We start from the raw sequence: 16320 nt of genomic DNA, 5'->3' as shown, positions 1-16320 counted from the left end.
ATCCTACCGACGCGCACATCGAGCGCAGAGAACCGCTCCCTTGACCGGCTCGGTCCCTCGGCACACAGATGCGCGAAGCTAGAATTGCTGGACATCCGCTACGACGGCCGCTGGAGCGCTCGCGCCCGCTGAGGACCCAGCGCCCATCCGGGCAGCGGTTCGCGCGCAGCAAGCCACTCCGCCGGAATCCCACGGGTGCGCTCCCGGTTTCCGGTGCCGGTGTGGGCTGCCACGATTCCGCCGACGATCGCGGCCGTGGTGTCGGCGTCCCCGCCCGCCTCGACACAGGCGCAGACCGCCGCCGGATAGTCGTGCAGGTAGGTTGCGGCCACCCACAACGTGAAGGGCACGGTGTCCTGAGCGCTGACCCGTGCGCCGTTGCCGAGTTCGTAGGCCGCTTCGGCTACCGTTCGGCCGAGCAGTTGCCGGGCGCGACGGACACCATGCGCGGTGAGCCCGTCAACCAGATACGGCTCGACGGCCAGCAGCAATTCATCAGGCGCACAGCCCTTTTCACGCGTGCCCGTGGCGTGTGCGGCCGCAACCGCGACTGCCATCGCACCCACGATCGCTTCCGGGTGCCGATGGGTCAGCTCCGCGGACATCGCTGCCTGCGCCGCGGCCCGATCCGGATCTCCGGCGAAATGGGCACCGAGCGGCGCCACCCGCATCGCCGCACCGTTTCCCCACGATCCGCGCCCGTCGAACACGGCACCCGCGGCTTCCGCCCACGGACGCCCGTCGCGAATCTCGTGCAGCACAACCACGGTGCCGGGACCGTAGCCGCGATACGGCTCGCAGCGTTGCGCGAACGCGGCCGCGAGCGCATCGCGATCCACACCGCCGCGGTCTCGGATTTCGGCGTACACCGAACACGCCATCTCGGTGTCGTCGGTCCATTGCCAGGGTGCGGCCGGTGGTCGTCCGGCGAGAAGATCAGGGACGGAGCGCCCGGGGACGAAGAATTGAGCGCCCAGCGCATCCCCTACGGATAAGCCTTCGAGGCTGTCGAACGAGGGATCGGAATTCAGCATGCTGGGCACAATCATTGCCCAGCCGGAGCAGGCGCCGCAACCCGATCCGAACGGCTACACCAACTCGACCTCGTCGAATCCGACCGTCAGCTTGTGCCGCCGCTCCCGCAGGACATTCCCTTCCCGGTGAACGGTTCCCTCCCCGAATTCGATGCGCAACTCCGCCCGCCGAGTATCGACCTCCCGCACCACCCCGCAGATGCCGCTGAACGGCCCCGCCGGGAAATACACGACATCGCCCGGACCATATTCGATAATCCCCACGGCGCCACTACAATTCACATCAGCGTGTCTCGCCGATGGGCGTTGACCCAGAGGGACGCACCGGTTCGTAGAGATCCCGCACAGCCTGCGGATCGATCTTCTCGAGATCGAGAAAGTAGCCGCACTGCCACTCTTGCGAGCGTCGCGCCTGCTTGTTCTCCGCCGTCGACCACGGTGGGTACACCCGGAACCCGCGCTTGCCGCCATGACCGGCGACCGACACGATCCCGTGCTCGACAAGTGCGCTCTTCGGGAACACGAACTGTCCGAAACGCGGTTCCGCGCGGGCGGTGATCACCAGCAGATCGGCGCCGCCTTCGGCCGCGAAAGGCTCCGTCGAACCGTCCTCGGCACGCCGCCACACGGAAACGAACAGGCCAACCTTCGTCGGAGTCTGCTTGCCCACCCGGAATCTGACCGATCCACGGCCCACACTCGATACGAACGCGCCGTACTCAGCGTTGTCCGCCTCTGGAACGGCAGGTGAAATCTCCAGTCCGAGATCGCTGATGAGGATTCGCGCCTCGACCACGTCAGGATGCAGGGTCAACTCGCCCTCCTATTCGCCGAGGTCGAGATCGAAGTCGGCATCGAGGAGTTCGTCGGCGCGGGCCAGCGCTCGGTCCAGTTCGTCGGTGACGGAGTCCATCAGGGAGATGCCGTCGAGCAGGTCGGAGAGTTCGGTGTGCAGGGCGTGGAGTTCGGCGATGGCGGGGTCGATGGTGGTCCAGGCGACGGTGTCGGACCACCAGGTGTCGCCTTGAATCCAGGACCAGACGATGTCGCGGACCAGGAGGGCGTCGGTGGTGAACAGCTGGCGGTGCTCGGCGCCGGTGGTGTGCTCGAGTTCGTAGGTGCCGTCGTCGAGGTAGCGCGCCTGGATCCGGTCGGTCGGGGTGCGCGTCAGCAGGAGGAAGGGATGTTCGGGTGCGGGATCGGTGGCGCAGGCACCGGGTCGGGCGGGGTCTACGAGGTGTGGCTCCTCGGAGCCGTCACCGACGTGGACTACGACTTCGGGCTGGTCGTCGCGCTGGGCACCCATCGGGCCAGTGTGCCGGAACGGCGGGGGCTCCGAACGGGCGGACCGATGAATCGGTGACGCGACACCGAGCACGCGCAATAGTCACCGGGCGGCGGATTCGCGGGCATCTCGCGGTCACCAGCGCCCGAAATCGAGCTGCACCCACGACATCTCGGCGGGTAGCCTCGCCCCGATGACGTGGAAAGCACCCGAACTCCAGCCGACCAGGACCCTGGTAGGCGCTGACGAACGGCCGATGTTGCAGTCCTGGTTGGACTTTCATCGCCAGACGTTGCTCGGAACATGCGGCGGACTCGATGGCGAACAGCTGGCGGCGCGTTCGGTGAAGCCGTCGTCGCTGTCTCTGCTCGGGCTCGTCCGGCATCTGACCGAAGTGGAGCGGGGCTGGTTCCGGCTGTCCGCGGCGGGCGAGGAGGTCTGAATCAGGCGGTACCGGTCACGATGTCGGAAGTGAGCAGGCCCAGATCGTCGATGACCGCGTCGGCCAGGGCGAGCGCGTCGGGCGACGGTGGGAATTCCGGGCGCGGTGCCGCGATCAGGCGCATCCCCGCGCCGTGGGCGGAGAGCAGGCCGTTGGTCGAATCCTCCACGGCTGTACAGTCGTTCGGCTCCAGACCGAGACGCTGCGCGACGGTGAGGTAGACATCGGGTGCGGGCTTGCCGCGACCGACCTCCTCGGTGGACAGCACCACGGCGAAAGAGCCGAGCAGACCGGACTTCGCGAGCACCAGATCGATCAACGCGGCCGGCGATGAACTGGCCAGGCCGAGTTTCCAGGAGCCCGCGCACCGCCGCACCGCGTCGATCGCACCGGGCAGCAGCGGAACGTGGTGAGCGTATTCGTCGGCCATCAGATCGATGATGTCGGCAGCCACCTTGTCGGCCGGTTCGGCCACACCGAGATCGTCGGCCAGGTACGACGACCACTCGACGGTGCTCATCCCCATCATCTTCTTCTGCGAATCCGGTTTCCACCGGCCATTTTTGAGGACAACGTAATCGTGCCTGACCTTTTCCCAGATGGGTTCGGAATCGATCAGCACGCCATCCATGTCGAACACAACCGCCGCGATACCCATGCGCTCAGCCTTTCGCCGTTCACCCGGAGGGCACCACCGACGGTGCGCCGACTCTCCGGTACCAAGGAGACCTACTCGGTGATCGGCACCCAGCCTAGTTGACCTGACACCGATCCCCGACGCGAACATCCAGCTCGGCAGCGATAACGTGTTGCATATGGACGATACACAGGTCGGCAGCTCGCTCCCGGACGAGAAGCATCACGAAGGCGGATTCCGGCCGGTTGCCGAGCTGATCCAGGCACGCAAGGATCGCAGCGCCGAGTCGACCGCGGGCGGGCCGCACTACGGCGAGCTGATCGAACAGGTCCGCGTGCTGATGGACCGGGCGCGGCTGGTGAGCCCGTCCGACGAGCTCGCCAAGGAGGCCATCGCCACTCTCGAGCAGCTCAATGCCCGCCTCGAGGAGGCGGTGGTGGACGAGTGGTCCTCGCCCAGCTGGTCGCGCACCGACCTGCCCGCGCGCGGCAACATCACCCTGCCGCCGTACACGGTGATCAGCGGTGACCGCGACGGTGTCACCGCGAAGGTCACCTTCCGCAGCTTCCACCTGGGCGGCAACAACGCCGCCCACGGTGGGCACATCGCGCTCGCATTCGACGACATCATCGGTATGACCGCCGCGCTGTCCACCAAGTCGGTGACCCGCACGGCCTCGCTCACCCTCGACTACCGGTCGATCACACCGCTCAATCGCGAACTGACGGTCCGCGCGTGGACCGAACGCGTCGAGGGCCGCAAGGTGTACCTACGGGCGACGCTGCACGACGATGAACGTTTATGCGCCGAGGCGAAGGGACTGTTCATCGTGCTCAACCCCGGCCAGCCCTGAATCCGTCCCGACATTGCGATCGACCTGATCGCAATGTCGGCCGCGTGTCCCGAGGTGGCGCAATAGCGGTTTCTCCACCGATACCCGCAGGTCGCGCCAACCACCACCCGGCGTAGAAACATCCCCTGAATTCACGCCAGGATCGCGGCGGGCCGAGTGCCGCGTAATCGCCGCTATCGTCGCTGTTCATGCAGGTCAGCGAGAAAACAGGGGCGCCGGAGCCCACCCCGATCCGCGGTCAGCGCGCCGATCGGGCGCGCAGGGTCGCCGACATCCTGCGCCACCAGATCCTGGCGGGCGCCGTGCAGGGCACGGTGCCCGGCGAGCAGGAACTCGCCGCCGAGCACGGCACCTCCCGCAATACCGTGCGCGAAGCGCTGGCGCTGCTGCGCGACGAGGGACTCATCGATCGCGCCCCGAAGCTCGGCACCCGGGTCGCCGCCCGCAAGTTCGACCACGGGCTCGATGCCCTGCTCGGCCTGCAGGAGACCCTCAAAGGACACGGCACGGTCCGCAATGAGGTCCGTGCCGCCACCACGATCACCGCTCCCGCGGCCGTCGCGCGCCGGCTCGAGCTGGACCCGGGCGACAAGGTCGTCTACATCGAACGACTGCGATTTCTCGCCGATCTGCCGCTGAGCCTGGATCTCACCTATCTCGCGCCCGACCTCGGCGCCGAAGTGCTCGCCCACGATCTCGAGACCACCGACGTGTTCGTGCTCCTCGAACAGGTCACCGGCCGGTCGCTGGGCGCCGCCGACCTCGCGCTGGAAGCCATCGCGGCCGACCCGCACACCGCGACCACCCTGGACACCCCGGCCGGTGCGCCGCTGCTGATGCTCGATCGCCTCACCCACCTCGACGACGGCCGCCCCGTCGACCTCGAATTCATCCGCATGCGCGGTGACCGCATCACGATGCGCGGCAACCTCACCCGCAGCACCCCCGAATGGAAGGTCCTGTAATGGCACTGGTCCCCCAGCGCGCCGACGTCCCGGTGACGATCGACGAGTCACTGTGCATCACCGGCTGCACTCTGTGCGTGGACATGTGTCCGCTCGATTCCCTTGCCATCCACGATGATTCGGGCAAGGCCTACATGCACGTCGACGAGTGCTGGTACTGCGGGCCGTGCGCGGCGCGCTGCCCCACCGGCGCCGTCACCGTCAACATGCCCTATCTGCTCCGCTGAACCCGGGAACCCCACGCATGAAGATCACTCGATTCGCCCCTGTCGCACTGGCTCTCGCGCTCACCGCGGCGGGCTGCTCGCTCGAAAGTACCGACGCCGCACCGGCGGGCACCGTCAAGGTCGTCATCGGCTACCAGTCCAAGACCATCAATACCGTCACCGCGGGCACGCTGCTGAAAGCGCAGGGCTACCTGGAGCAGCGGCTGCAGCAGATCACCGACGGCGGCGGCGCGAAGTATCAGGTGGAGTGGCAGGACTACGACACCGGCGCGCCGATCACCGCTCAGATGGTGGCCGAGAAGATCGATATCGGCTCGATGGGCGATTATCCGTTGCTGATCAACGGATCTCGCACGCAGGCCAATGAACGCGCACGGACCGAGCTGGTGTCGATCACCGGCTACAACCCCAAGGGCGCGCTGAATATGGTGGTGGTGCCCAATGATTCACCTGCTCGCTCGCTGACCGATCTGGCCGGGCAGAAGATCTCGGCCAGCGTGGGTTCGGCGGGCCACGGCACCCTGGTGCAGGCGCTGAGCCGGGCCGGGATCGACCCGGCCAAGGGTGTGGAGGTGCTCAACCAGCAGCCGCAGGTAGGAGCGACCGCGCTGGAATCGCATCAGGTGAGCGCCCTGTCGCAGTTCGTGGCGTGGCCCGGTCTGCTGGTGCAGCAGAACAAGGCCAAGCTGCTCTACGACGGCGCTGAACTGAATGTGCCCACTTTTCACGGCGTGGTGGCGCGCCGGACGTACGCGGCCGATCATCCAGAGGTGTTGCAGGCGTTCCTCGCCGCACAGCTGGACGCGACCGCGTTCCTCAACGAGAAGCCTTTCGAGGCAGCCGATCTCGTCGCCAAGGGGTCGGGCCTGCCGCAAGAGGTCGTGTATCTCTACAACGGCCCCGGCGGTACCAGTTTCGACCCCACGCTCAAGGCGAATCTGATCGCGGCGTTCAGGGATGACGTGAACTACCTGAAGTCGATCGGCGATTTCGCCGATCTCGACATCGACGCGTTCGTCCAGGACAGCCCGCTGCGCAAGGCCTTCGCGGAGAACGGCCGCGGGGACTACGACACCACGCTGGCATCGGGGGTCAACCCGAGCAAGGTGACCGGAACCGATCCGATCTGCGCTGTGGCGGTGAGTGATCCGGCGCTGGCCGGCGAGGTCTGGGTCGACGGCGCCGACAAGCCGCAGCCCGCCGCGAACCCCGACTGCTTGTTGCGGGCGGTGCAGGCAGCGAAGGCGCAGGGCAAGAGGATTCGCGCGGTCTATGTTCCCGATGCCGAGCTGGGCACTCGCTGGTTCGCCGACAAGGCCATCTGGTTGCGCGAGGGCGTGCGTTACCTGCCGTTCACCACGCAGGCAGCGGCCGACCGCTACCGCGGCACCCATCCCGCCGCCGCACCGGTCTCCTATGAGCAGGCCGTGACGGAAGTCCGCGGATGAGCACGGTTTCCGGGCTGCCCACCCCGATCGGGACCGATGCCGACAGCGACGGCACGGCAGCGACGGCCGAGCATTCAACCGAATTACCCACTGCCGCAACCACTCTGGTTGATACGGGCACCGTCGACGCACCTGGCGTTGTGAGCGCGCCGCATTCCGAGAACGCCGCTGTCCGCGCCGACAGCGCACCCGTCAGGTCGGTGTGGGTATCTCGGGCAATCCGGATCGCCTCGGTGGTGGCGGCGATCGGCCTGTGGCAGCTGCTGACGGCGGGCGATGTGCGCGCCGGGCTGCGGTTCGACACCCTGCCCACGGTCACCGAGATCGTCGCCGAGTTCGGTGACCATCTCGGGACCGGCCAGTACTACCTCGATGTGGCGCAGTCGCTGATCCGGATCGTCACCGGGTTCGGGCTGGCCGCGGTCGTCGGCGTGCTGGCGGGCATCGGGCTCGGCCGGTCGCGACTGCTGGCCGATGTGTTCGGATCGCTGGCCGAGCTGATCCGGCCGATTCCGGCGATCGCCCTGGTGCCGGTGGCGATCCTGCTGTTCCCCAGCGACGAATCCGGCATCGTGTTCATCACTTTCACCGCGTCGCTGTTCCCGGTTCTGGTGAGTACCAGGCATGCGACGCGCGCCCTGCCGACCATCTGGGAGGACGCCATCCGCACGCTGGGCGCCTCGCGGCGGGAGGTGCTGACCCGTGTCGTCGTGCCCGGCATCCTGCCCGGTGTGTTCAGCGGGCTGTCGGTGGGCATGGGCGTGGCCTGGATCTGCCTGATCTCCGCCGAGATGATCTCCGGACGCCTCGGCATCGGCTACCGCACCTGGCAGTCCTACACCATCGTCGACTACCCGGCCGTGTTCGTCGGGATGATCACCATCGGTGTACTCGGTTTCCTCACCTCCGGAATCGTCGAACTGGCAGGCCGTCGGGTGACCCGCTGGCTGCCGCGAGAGGTTGGCTCATGACCACGACCACCGCCGCGCCCGCCGTCTCGGTCGGCATGCGATTGGACCTCGCGTCCGTGCGGATCAGCTACGGCCGCACAACCGTGGTGCACGACCTGGATCTGACGGTCGCGGCCGGGGAGATCCTGGTCCTGGTCGGCAAATCCGGCTGCGGCAAGTCGACGTTGCTGCGCGCCATCGCCGGGCTGCGCAAACCCGCCGCCGGGGTGATCCGCGCCGACGCGGACACCGTCACCGGGCCCTCGGCCGATCGCGCACTGGTGTTCCAGGACGACGCGCTGCTTCCGTGGCGCACCGCTCGCGCCAATATCGATCTGGCGCTGCGCCTTCGGGGAGTGTCGCGCAGCGAGCGGGCCGAACGTTCGCAACGCTGGCTCGACGAGGTCGGGCTCAGCGGCTACGCCGACTACCTGCCACGCGATCTGTCCGGCGGGATGCGCCAACGCGTTCAGCTCGCCCGCAGCCTGGCGGGCTCGCCACGCGCGGTGCTCATGGACGAACCGTTCGGCGCACTCGACAGCCAGACGCGTGCGGAGATGCAGCGCCTGCTCATCGATACCTGGCGCGCGCACCCGACCACGATCGTTTTCGTCACCCACGACCTCGACGAGGCCCTGCTGCTCGGCGACCGGATCGCCGTGCTCGGCGCCGGTTCGCTCCGCGCGGTCGTCGAGGTGCCCGACGCGCGCGAACCGGTGGACCGGCGTGCCCTGCGGGCCCGGATCCTGGAGTCCTTGTGAACATTCCCGAACTATCCGACCGCATCCGTCTCGACTGCGATGTGCTCGTCATCGGTGGCGGTACCGCGGGCACCATGGCCGCGCTCACCGCCGCCGAGTCCGGCGCGAACGTGCTGCTCCTCGAGAAAGCACATGTGCGCCATTCCGGTGCGCTGGCCATGGGCATGGACGGCGTGAACAACGCCGTCATCCCGGGTAAGGCGGAACCGGCGGACTACGTTGCCGAGATCACTCGCGCCAACGACGGCATCGTCGACCAGCGCACCGTGTATCAAACGGCGACAAGGGGTTTCGCGATGGTGCAGCGGCTCGAACGCTACGGGGTGAAGTTCGAGAAGGACGAATACGGCGAGTACGCGGTGCGCCGGGTGCACCGGTCGGGGTCGTATGTACTGCCGATGCCCGAGGGCAAAGATGTGAAGAAGGCACTCTATCGCGTGCTGCGGCAACGGAAGATGCGGGAGAAGATCCGCATCGAGAACCGGCTGATGCCGGTGCGGGTGCTCACCGCAGGCGGCCGCGCGGTGGGGGCGGCCGCGTTGAACACGCGCACCGGCGAATTCGTCGAGGTGGCCGCGAAAGCGGTGATTCTGGCGACGGGCCCCTGTGGGCGGCTCGGCCTGCCCGCGTCGGGCTATCTGTACGGCACCTACGAGAATCCCACCAACGCCGGTGACGGCTACTCGATGGCCTACCACGCCGGTGCGGAACTCTCCGGTATCGAGTGCTTCCAGATCAACCCACTGATCAAGGACTACAACGGCCCCGCCTGCGCGTATGTGGCCAACCCGTTCGGTGGCTATCAGGTCAACGCCGAGGGTGAACGGTTCGTCGACTCCGACTACTGGTCGGGCCAGATGATGGCCGAGGTGAAGCAGGAGATCGAATCCGCGCGCGGACCCATCTATCTCAAGGTCTCGCACCTGCCGGACGAGACGCTGTCGACGCTCGAATCGATCCTGCACACCACCGAGCGCCCCACCAGGGGAACCTTCCACGCCAATCGCGGACAGGACTACCGCACACACGACATCGAGATGCACATCTCCGAGATCGGTTTGTGCGGTGGACATTCCGCGTCCGGGGTGTGGGTGGACGAGAACGCGCGAACCACGGTGCCCGGCCTGTACGCGGCGGGTGACCTGGCGTGCGTGCCACACAACTACATGATCGGCGCGTTCGTCTACGGCGACCTGGCAGGCGCGCACGCGGCGTCGACGCTGGCCGAAATCGGCGCACCGGCCGACCTGCCCGAAGACCAGCTCGCCGACGCCCACAACCTGATCTACCGGCCGTTGCGCCGGCCAGAGGGCCCACCGCAGCCACAGGTCGAATACAAGCTGCGCCGGTTCGTGAACGACTATGTGGCGCCGCCGAAAACGGCGGCCAAGCTCTCGATCGCCGTCGAGACCTTCGAACGGATGCGCGCCGAGGTCGACGCCATCGGCGCGCGGACACCGCACGAACTCATGCGCGCGGTCGAAGTGCAGTTCATCCGGGATTGCGCCGAAATGGCTTCGCGCAGTTCGCTGACCCGCACCGAGTCGCGATGGGGTCTCTATCACGACCGCGCCGATCTGCCCGAGCGTGACGACAAGTCGTGGAATTTCCATCTGAACCTGCGCAAGACGGTCGACGGGGCGATGGAATTCGTGAAGCGTTCGGTGGCGCCCTACCTGGTTCCGGTGCCCGGTCTCGACGATGTGCCCTCGCCCGAGCCGATCGTCGAAGTGATCGCGCAGCCCGAACTGGTGGGCACGCGCGCGCCACAGCGCGAGGCACCCGTCCGCACCGAGGCCGCACCGGTCTCGCCGTCCTCGCCTCGGCTGGTCACCCTGCTCGCACTGGATTCGCCTGCGGTCGAGGACCTTTCGAGCTACCTCACCGATGCAGATCCGGTGGTGCGGGTCGCGGCGCTGTCGGTACTCACCGAGAACACTCCCGACGGATTCGCCGATGAGCTGGTGCGGGCGCTGGGCGACGAGGTGGCCTCGGTGCGCCGAGCGGCCACCGAGAGTCTGCGGGAACTGGTCGAGGTACTCGCGGGGGCCGGTGCGCTGAGCGAGCATCTCGGCTCCCCCGACTCCCTTGTCCGCGCGACCGTCGTCGATCTGCTGCGCGCGCTGCGGGCCGGATCGGCACCGGATTACCGTGTGGCACTGGGTGATACCGACCATCGAGTCAGGATCGAAGCGGTGCGCGCGCTGGTCTCGCTCGACGACGCCGATGCGGTGTCCTCGATCGCGGGCGATGCCAACCGTGAGGTGCGCATCGCGGTCGCGTACGGGCTCGCCTCGATCGGTTCCGGCGGTGTCGAGGTGATCCGCGTGCTCGCGGGCGACCCCGATCCGCTGGTCCGCGCCGCCGCGCTCACCGCATATGCCGCGCTGGGCACCGGCGACGAGGATGTCGCCGAACTCGGTGCGGCACTGCGCCATTCCGCCTGGCAGGTACGTGTCGGTGCGGCGCGTGGGCTGGCGGGCTCGACCCCGGAGGCGGGCGTGGTGCCGTTGGGCGAGGCGCTCACCGACCGTCACCTCGACGTGCGCAAGGCAGCGGTGCTCGCCCTGTCCACCTGGCCGAGCAGCGCCGCGGCCCTCGACGCGCTGGAGTCGGCGATCGCCGATCCCGACGCCGACGTCCGTGCCTATGCCCGCCGCGCGGTGACCGCCGCGGGTCGCATACCGGTCGACTCGGTCCGCACCGACGCGGCGCTGACCGAGGCCAGGGCATGACCGCCACGCTCAGGGTTATCACAGCCCACCGTCGGTAGGCTGGCCCGATGAGTGCACTTCCAGCCACGTTGGTCAGGGTTACCGAGGATCTGGACGCGGTGACCACGATCGGCCACGAGGACGATCCGGCCGCTGCCGGGTCATCGCGTGCCGACGTCGAGGCGATCTGGGCGTCGGTGCGCGCGTGGTACGCGATGGGCACGACACCGGCCGTTCAGGTCTGTCTGCGGCGCAACGGCGGGATCGTCCTGAACCGGACCATCGGTCACGGCTGGGGCAACGCACCGAGCGACGGACCGGACGCCGAGCGGATTCTGGCGACACCGCAGACACCGTTCTGCGGGTTCTCCACCGCGAAGGGCGTCGCCGCCACCCTGATGTTCATGCTCGTCGAGCAGGGCGCGTTCGCTCTGAAAGACCCTGTGGCCGACTATATTCCCGAGTTCGCGGCCCACCGCAAAGGCGTGATCACCATCGGCGATGTGCTGTCGCATTCGGCGGGCATTCCCTTCATCACCGCGCCGCACAGCGGAACCGCCGCGGTCCTCGACGAGGAACTGGCCGTCGCCGCCCTCACCGATCTGGTGCCGAGCTGGCCGCCCGGCCGTTTTCGCGTCTACCACGCCTTGACCAGCGGACTGATCCAGCGACTGCTCGTCCAACGCGCGACCGGCAAGCGGATGCGCGAGCACCTCGCCGAGCAGGTGCTGACACCGTTCGGCTTCCGCTGGAACAACTTCGGCGTCGATCCCGTCGACGTCGACAAGGTCGTGCCCAGCGTGAAGACCGGTCCACCACAGCCCCGCCTGGCCCGATTCCTGGCGAACAAGGCCCTCGGCGGCCATATGGACAAGGCGTCGAAGGCGACCAACGACGCCTTCCTCGCCGCCGAACTCCCCTCCGGCAACCTGGTCACCACCGCCTATGAACTGTCGCGCTTCTACGAAATACTCGCGCACGGTGGAGAATTGGACGGAAGAAGAATCATCGGGCCCGGCACGCTGCGCGACGCGATCGCCCCCGCAGATCGCATGCCAGGCCTGGCCGGTCGCGTCAGCCGCGCCGGATTCGAGCTCGGTGCCCGCCGCTCGAAATTCGGCCGCGACACCGGATCGCACTTCGGCCGCAGCGGCCTCACCACCCAGTACGGCTGGGCCGACCCCGACCGGGGCCTGTCGGGTGCCATTCTGACCAACGGCAAAGCGGCCACCGACCTCGATCGGCCATGGCGGCTGGTCGCTCAGATTTCCGACACCCTGCGCCCACTACCCCCTGCGGATCGGCTCTTTCGTCCCTGATCGGATCAGCCGTTTCGGTCAGCGGAAGGTTCCTATTCGGCTTCGACGACGACCACGATGCCGGTCGGCGCTTCGAGCAGATCGAGAGTGCGCGCGGCGGCGGTGAGCAGATCGGCGATGCCCTCGGTGCGGATACGGGAGTTCGCCTCGCCGGAGGCGGCCAGTCGCGCCACGTCGTCGGGGAGGTCGGCGAGCTGGTGCATGACCAGTTCCGGGGCGAAGTCCATTACCGCGGTGGTGAGGCCGTCGGCGTCGTAGACGTCGTGGACCACCGCGCCGGCTCCGGTCGCACGGACGGCCGCCGCTTTACCCGTGGAGCGGGTCAGGCCGGCCATCTCATGACCGGCGCCGACCAGCAGCGGCAGCAACCGTGATCCGATGACGCCCGTGGCGCCCGCGAGAAAGATACGCACGCTCCCGACGGTAGCGGGAGCGGTATTCAGGCCCCGATGACCGCGTTCATGATCGTGCCCGCGCTGGTGGCGACCGCGCCGCCCGCCATGGCGCTGGCGATCATCTTCGGCGATTGCAGGCCGCCGCCGTTCCACTTCTCCCAGGCGAATCGGCCACCGCCGTAGGTGATGGCGGTGACGCCGGATAACAGGATCATCCAGGTGAAATACCGGCCCAGCTGCATCACTTTGTCGGCCATCGGCGGCGCCTCCGGCGTGGGGTTGCCCACCTGGGCGACAACGATGCCGTAGGTGTCGTGCACTGCGGCCAGGATCATGCTCACGATCGGTGCTCCTTCGTCGGTTGTTCGTGGTGAAGCCGATGTCGAGAACTCGTGACGCGGTAGAACCCAGATATGTTGAACATTCAACCTCATGGTTGTTTCGGTGACGTGGACGACACTCCGCGCAAACCATGACCGCCGTCACGCGCGCGGATCCGTGCCCGCGTCGCGCCGTGCCCCTACTATCGAACGTGCGGGGCTTGTTCAGATTCGGCGCGACGAGGCGCTGACCACCACCTTCATCGCACGACTACCGTACCGCGAGGAGGGCAACATGGCTTTTCTGATTCCCTTGTTCGTCGCGTTTCTTCTGGTCACCGCAGCGGTGGTAGTGGCTTCCTACGCCACCGTTTCCCTGACCTATTGGTTTGAATCACGCCGGATCCGTCCGGAGCAATCCGACCCGCAACCTGCACGCTGAGCCCCGTTCCGACCAGATGTCCCGGTATCCCACGAGGTACCGGGACATCGTCGGTTTCGCCCACGACCGCGGTCAGGGCAGATCGAGACCGGACTGCGATGCGATCACCGCGGCCTGCACGCGCGACTGCACGCCGAGCTTGCTCAGCACCCGGGAGACGTGCGTTTTGACGGTGGCCTCGCCGATGCGCAGGCGCGTGCCGATCTGAATGTTGGACAGACCGGCGCCGAGCCCGGCGAGTACCTGCCGTTCGCGGTCGGTGAGCGCGGACAGATCCGGCGGGGGCGCAACCTCCCGCACTCGGGGCAGCGCGGCGATCACCGCCCTGGTCACCTTCGGGTCCAGGACAGCGTCTCCTTCGGCCACGGCCAGCACGGCGCTGACCAGGTCGTCGCCGCCGACGGACTTGAGCAGGAATCCGCTCGCACCGGCCGAGAGCGCGCCGAGGACGTATTCGTCGATGGCGAAGGTGGTGAGTACCAGTACTTTCGCGCTGGTCTCGGCGACGACGGCGGCGGTCGCCGCTAGCCCGTCGACGCGCGGCATGCGCACATCCATCAGCACCACATCCGGGCTCAGGGCACGGGCTTGCCGCACCGCGGCGGCGCCGTCGGCCGCTTCGCCGATCACCCGCACCTCGCCGGAAGCCTCGAGCAGCATCTTCAGGCCCGCTCGGATGGTGGCGTGATCGTCGGCCACCAGCACGGTCACTGTCACTTGTCCCCCAGTGGAATTCGCGCGCACACGCGCCAGTTGCCGTCGTGTGGGCCCGCGGTGATCGTGCCGTCGACCGATTCCGCGCGAAACATCATGTTGCGCAATCCATTTCCCTGGCCCTGCGCTGCTCCCGGTGGGATCGCATTCGTCGCGGTCAGCACCAAGCGCGTCGCATCGCGGCTCAAGGCGATATCGAGTGGTGCGCCGGGTGCGTGTTTGGTCGCGTTCGTGAGAGTCTCGCTCAGGATCCGGGTGACGACGGCCTCGATGGCGGTGGGCAGTTCGAGGTCGCCCGGCCGACGCAAGGTCACCGCGCCGCCCGCGGCCTCTGCCGCGTCGATCAGGCCGTCCAGGGAGGACAATCGCGTGGTCACCGCGGTGTCGTCGGGTGCGGTCAGCAACTCGATGGTCGTTCGCATCTCTTCCAGTGCGGCCAGGCTGCCCGAGCGGATCGTTCGCAGCACAGCCATATTGCCGGGATCCTTCTGCGCCACTTCGGCCAGGATCGCGACCGCGGAGACGTGGCCTGCCACCGCGTCGTGCAGGTCTCGGGCCAATCGCCTGCGCTCCTCGCCGATCGCGGCGGACCGTTCGGCATCGCGCGCGGTGAGCTCGGCACGAGCGGCGTCGCGTTCGGCGTCGACCGTGCGGCGGGAGGCCCGTACCGCGCGGGCGTATCCGAGCGGCGACCAGGTGAGCGCGACGCCGATCAGGCCGGTGTACAACGCCGCTCTGACGCCGAACACGGTCAGCGCCAGCAGCGCCCCGCCCACGGTGACCGTCAGCGAGAACCAGCCGACCACCGCGCCGAGCCGGTCCGATCCGGTGCTGACGGCCAGGAAGATCACGTCGGTCAGCGCGATCCACAGCGGCAGCGACGGACCGAACACGAAATCGCCGGCCAACAGGGCGATCATAAAACCGAAGCCGAGGGCGGGCTTGCGTTGCGCGGTCATCTGGATCACGAACGCCGCGCCCAGCAGCGCCAATTTCGCCGGCGGTGGATACAGGTCGCGGTCGACCACGACCGCCCAGCCACCCGCGGCCCACAGCAGCAGCCCCACCAGAAACACCCCGACGGCGGCGGCGGTCGCGCTGTCGAAGGCTTCCGCGAGCCGGCTCAGAGGCGTGCGGGGTGGGGGCATGCCCCATTTCAGCACACCGCCGTGACGCCGCGGGTCCCCCGAAAGACGGACCGGACAAGGACCCGAAGCGGGACGACGGTCCTGCGGTGTCCCCGGCACAGTGAGGGAATGGACGAACTGAGCAACCCCGTATTGCTGACGATCGCCGCGTGCGAAGTCGGTTTCTGGGTATTGGTGGTGGGCGGTTTGCTGCTGCGCTACGCGATCCGGCTGCCGCGCGCGAGCACGGTGACGCTGGCGCTGGTGCCGGTGCTGGATGTGGTGCTGGTGGTCGCGGTGGCGATCGACCTGCATCGCGGCGGTGAGGTGAGGTTCGCCCATCGGGTCGCCGGGATCTATCTCGGCTGCACGGTGATGTTCGGTGGCCGGATGATCCGGTGGGCCGATGAGCGGTTCGCCCACCGATTCGCCGGTGGGCCGGTTCCGGAGAAGGTCCCGAAGTACGGGCCGGAGCGCACCCGCAAGGAGTGGGCCGATTTCTCCCGGTGGCTCGGTGCGGCTGCCATCGCCGGCGCGCTCACCGTGGTGCTGAGCTATACGGTCGCCGATGCCGAGCAGCGCGAGCAGCTGATGGGGGTATTCGGCAGCCTCGGTGTGATCACCGTGATCTGGCTGGTCACCGGGCCGGTATGGGTCACGGGGTCTAGCCGCGGCTGACCACGCGAG

At 67.8% G+C, this 16320-nt stretch carries 20 protein-coding genes; 11 read left to right on the top strand and 9 right to left on the bottom strand.

The annotated features are described in order from the left end of the window. Positions 1–98: 98 nt before the first annotated feature. The 4 genes from ACTWPB_RS20160 to ACTWPB_RS20145 are packed head-to-tail and all read right to left on the bottom strand — an operon-like array spanning position 99 to position 2340. Positions 99–1034, bottom strand: a complete 936-nt coding sequence (locus ACTWPB_RS20160; protein WP_446222141.1) for an ADP-ribosylglycohydrolase family protein — start codon at positions 1032–1034, stop codon at positions 99–101. A gap of 54 nt (positions 1035–1088) precedes the next feature. Then, positions 1089–1298: a hypothetical protein gene (locus ACTWPB_RS20155; protein ID WP_446222140.1), complete on the bottom strand. Its 210-nt coding sequence runs from the start codon at positions 1296–1298 to the stop codon at positions 1089–1091. 19 nt (positions 1299–1317) lie between these two features. After that, on the bottom strand, positions 1318–1848 hold the full coding sequence (locus ACTWPB_RS20150) for a MepB family protein (RefSeq protein ID WP_446222139.1): 531 nt from the start codon (positions 1846–1848) through the stop codon (positions 1318–1320). A 9-nt stretch (positions 1849–1857) separates the two neighbouring features. After that, positions 1858–2340, bottom strand: a complete 483-nt coding sequence (locus ACTWPB_RS20145; RefSeq protein ID WP_446222138.1) for a hypothetical protein — start codon at positions 2338–2340, stop codon at positions 1858–1860. Between the two features lie 172 nt (positions 2341–2512). Between ACTWPB_RS20145 and ACTWPB_RS20140 the strand changes: the two genes are divergently transcribed. After that, positions 2513–2761: a mycothiol transferase gene (locus tag ACTWPB_RS20140; protein WP_446222137.1), complete on the top strand. Its 249-nt coding sequence runs from the start codon at positions 2513–2515 to the stop codon at positions 2759–2761. Position 2762: 1 nt separating this feature from the next. On the opposite strand, the gene ACTWPB_RS20135 is transcribed toward ACTWPB_RS20140, so the two are convergent. Then, on the bottom strand, positions 2763–3419 hold the full coding sequence (locus ACTWPB_RS20135) for an HAD family hydrolase (RefSeq protein ID WP_446222136.1): 657 nt from the start codon (positions 3417–3419) through the stop codon (positions 2763–2765). 157 nt (positions 3420–3576) lie between these two features. Here ACTWPB_RS20135 and ACTWPB_RS20130 point away from each other — a divergent pair, with 157 nt between their 5' ends. From ACTWPB_RS20130 to ACTWPB_RS20095, 8 genes are all read left to right on the top strand, one after another. Beyond that, positions 3577–4251, top strand: coding sequence for a PaaI family thioesterase (locus tag ACTWPB_RS20130; protein ID WP_446222135.1), 675 nt, complete (start codon positions 3577–3579; stop codon positions 4249–4251). A 188-nt stretch (positions 4252–4439) separates the two neighbouring features. Continuing rightward, positions 4440–5216: a GntR family transcriptional regulator gene (locus tag ACTWPB_RS20125; protein WP_446222134.1), complete on the top strand. Its 777-nt coding sequence runs from the start codon at positions 4440–4442 to the stop codon at positions 5214–5216. Then, positions 5216–5443, top strand: coding sequence for a 4Fe-4S dicluster domain-containing protein (locus ACTWPB_RS20120; protein ID WP_056816936.1), 228 nt, complete (start codon positions 5216–5218; stop codon positions 5441–5443). Before ACTWPB_RS20125 ends, ACTWPB_RS20120 begins: the two co-directional genes overlap by 1 nt. 17 nt (positions 5444–5460) lie before the next feature. After that, entirely contained in the window at positions 5461–6891 is a 1431-nt protein-coding gene (locus ACTWPB_RS20115) for an ABC transporter substrate-binding protein (protein WP_446222133.1), read from the top strand. Next, positions 6888–7862, top strand: a complete 975-nt coding sequence (locus tag ACTWPB_RS20110; protein WP_446222132.1) for an ABC transporter permease — start codon at positions 6888–6890, stop codon at positions 7860–7862. Before ACTWPB_RS20115 ends, ACTWPB_RS20110 begins: the two co-directional genes overlap by 4 nt. Next, complete coding sequence (locus tag ACTWPB_RS20105; protein ID WP_446222131.1) at positions 7859–8602, top strand: ABC transporter ATP-binding protein; 744 nt, start codon at positions 7859–7861, stop codon at positions 8600–8602. Before ACTWPB_RS20110 ends, ACTWPB_RS20105 begins: the two co-directional genes overlap by 4 nt. Continuing rightward, positions 8599–11337, top strand: a complete 2739-nt coding sequence (locus tag ACTWPB_RS20100) for a fumarate reductase/succinate dehydrogenase flavoprotein subunit (protein WP_446222130.1) — start codon at positions 8599–8601, stop codon at positions 11335–11337. The genes ACTWPB_RS20105 and ACTWPB_RS20100 overlap by 4 nt, the downstream gene beginning before the upstream one ends. Positions 11338–11384: 47 nt before the next feature. Continuing rightward, positions 11385–12635 carry a serine hydrolase gene (locus ACTWPB_RS20095; protein ID WP_446222129.1) on the top strand — a complete coding sequence of 417 codons (1251 nt, stop codon included), beginning with the start codon at positions 11385–11387 and terminating at the stop codon, positions 12633–12635. 32 nt (positions 12636–12667) lie between these two features. Here the strand turns inward: ACTWPB_RS20095 and ACTWPB_RS20090 are convergent, their stop codons facing one another. Together ACTWPB_RS20090 and ACTWPB_RS20085 are read right to left on the bottom strand one after the other, a co-directional pair. Next, positions 12668–13048 (bottom strand): NAD-dependent epimerase/dehydratase family protein, encoded by a 381-nt coding sequence (locus tag ACTWPB_RS20090; RefSeq protein WP_446222128.1) that lies wholly within the window; start codon positions 13046–13048, stop codon positions 12668–12670. Between the two features lie 26 nt (positions 13049–13074). Then, positions 13075–13365, bottom strand: coding sequence for a hypothetical protein (locus ACTWPB_RS20085; RefSeq protein WP_174555379.1), 291 nt, complete (start codon positions 13363–13365; stop codon positions 13075–13077). 97 nt (positions 13366–13462) lie between these two features. Here ACTWPB_RS20085 and ACTWPB_RS20080 point away from each other — a divergent pair, with 97 nt between their 5' ends. After that, entirely contained in the window at positions 13463–13792 is a 330-nt protein-coding gene (locus ACTWPB_RS20080) for a hypothetical protein (protein WP_446222127.1), read from the top strand. A 72-nt stretch (positions 13793–13864) separates the two neighbouring features. Here ACTWPB_RS20080 and ACTWPB_RS20075 read toward each other — a convergent pair whose 3' ends face one another. After that, positions 13865–14509: a response regulator gene (locus ACTWPB_RS20075; protein WP_446222126.1), complete on the bottom strand. Its 645-nt coding sequence runs from the start codon at positions 14507–14509 to the stop codon at positions 13865–13867. Then, on the bottom strand, positions 14506–15654 hold the full coding sequence (locus tag ACTWPB_RS20070; protein ID WP_446222125.1) for a histidine kinase: 1149 nt from the start codon (positions 15652–15654) through the stop codon (positions 14506–14508). Before ACTWPB_RS20070 ends, ACTWPB_RS20075 begins: the two co-directional genes overlap by 4 nt. A 108-nt stretch (positions 15655–15762) precedes the next feature. Between ACTWPB_RS20070 and ACTWPB_RS20065 the strand changes: the two genes are divergently transcribed. Further along, positions 15763–16311: a hypothetical protein gene (locus ACTWPB_RS20065; RefSeq protein ID WP_446222124.1), complete on the top strand. Its 549-nt coding sequence runs from the start codon at positions 15763–15765 to the stop codon at positions 16309–16311. Positions 16312–16320 lie beyond the last annotated feature (9 nt).

The sequence above is a fragment of the Nocardia sp. IBHARD005 genome (assembly GCF_052814245.1).
Note: the sequence above shows the minus strand (reverse complement) of the source record. Positions and strands in the feature narration are given on the sequence as shown.

Excerpts from the sequence above, each read along its gene's own strand:
- ACTWPB_RS20145 (WP_446222138.1), bottom strand. The coding sequence starts at position 2,340 with ATGGGTGCCCAGCGCGACGACCAGCCCGAAGTCGTAGTCCACGTCGGT.
- ACTWPB_RS20140 (WP_446222137.1), top strand. The coding sequence starts at position 2,513 with ATGACGTGGAAAGCACCCGAACTCCAGCCGACCAGGACCCTGGTAGGC.
- ACTWPB_RS20120 (WP_056816936.1), top strand. The coding sequence starts at position 5,216 with ATGGCACTGGTCCCCCAGCGCGCCGACGTCCCGGTGACGATCGACGAG.
- ACTWPB_RS20130 (WP_446222135.1), top strand. The coding sequence starts at position 3,577 with ATGGACGATACACAGGTCGGCAGCTCGCTCCCGGACGAGAAGCATCAC.
- ACTWPB_RS20065 (WP_446222124.1), top strand. The coding sequence starts at position 15,763 with ATGGACGAACTGAGCAACCCCGTATTGCTGACGATCGCCGCGTGCGAA.
- ACTWPB_RS20105 (WP_446222131.1), top strand. The coding sequence starts at position 7,859 with ATGACCACGACCACCGCCGCGCCCGCCGTCTCGGTCGGCATGCGATTG.
- ACTWPB_RS20135 (WP_446222136.1), bottom strand. The coding sequence starts at position 3,419 with ATGGGTATCGCGGCGGTTGTGTTCGACATGGATGGCGTGCTGATCGAT.
- ACTWPB_RS20160 (WP_446222141.1), bottom strand. The coding sequence starts at position 1,034 with ATGCTGAATTCCGATCCCTCGTTCGACAGCCTCGAAGGCTTATCCGTA.
- ACTWPB_RS20080 (WP_446222127.1), top strand. The coding sequence starts at position 13,463 with ATGGTTGTTTCGGTGACGTGGACGACACTCCGCGCAAACCATGACCGC.
- ACTWPB_RS20115 (WP_446222133.1), top strand. The coding sequence starts at position 5,461 with ATGAAGATCACTCGATTCGCCCCTGTCGCACTGGCTCTCGCGCTCACC.
- ACTWPB_RS20110 (WP_446222132.1), top strand. The coding sequence starts at position 6,888 with ATGAGCACGGTTTCCGGGCTGCCCACCCCGATCGGGACCGATGCCGAC.
- ACTWPB_RS20070 (WP_446222125.1), bottom strand. The coding sequence starts at position 15,654 with ATGCCCCCACCCCGCACGCCTCTGAGCCGGCTCGCGGAAGCCTTCGAC.
- ACTWPB_RS20085 (WP_174555379.1), bottom strand. The coding sequence starts at position 13,365 with ATGATCCTGGCCGCAGTGCACGACACCTACGGCATCGTTGTCGCCCAG.
- ACTWPB_RS20125 (WP_446222134.1), top strand. The coding sequence starts at position 4,440 with ATGCAGGTCAGCGAGAAAACAGGGGCGCCGGAGCCCACCCCGATCCGC.
- ACTWPB_RS20095 (WP_446222129.1), top strand. The coding sequence starts at position 11,385 with ATGAGTGCACTTCCAGCCACGTTGGTCAGGGTTACCGAGGATCTGGAC.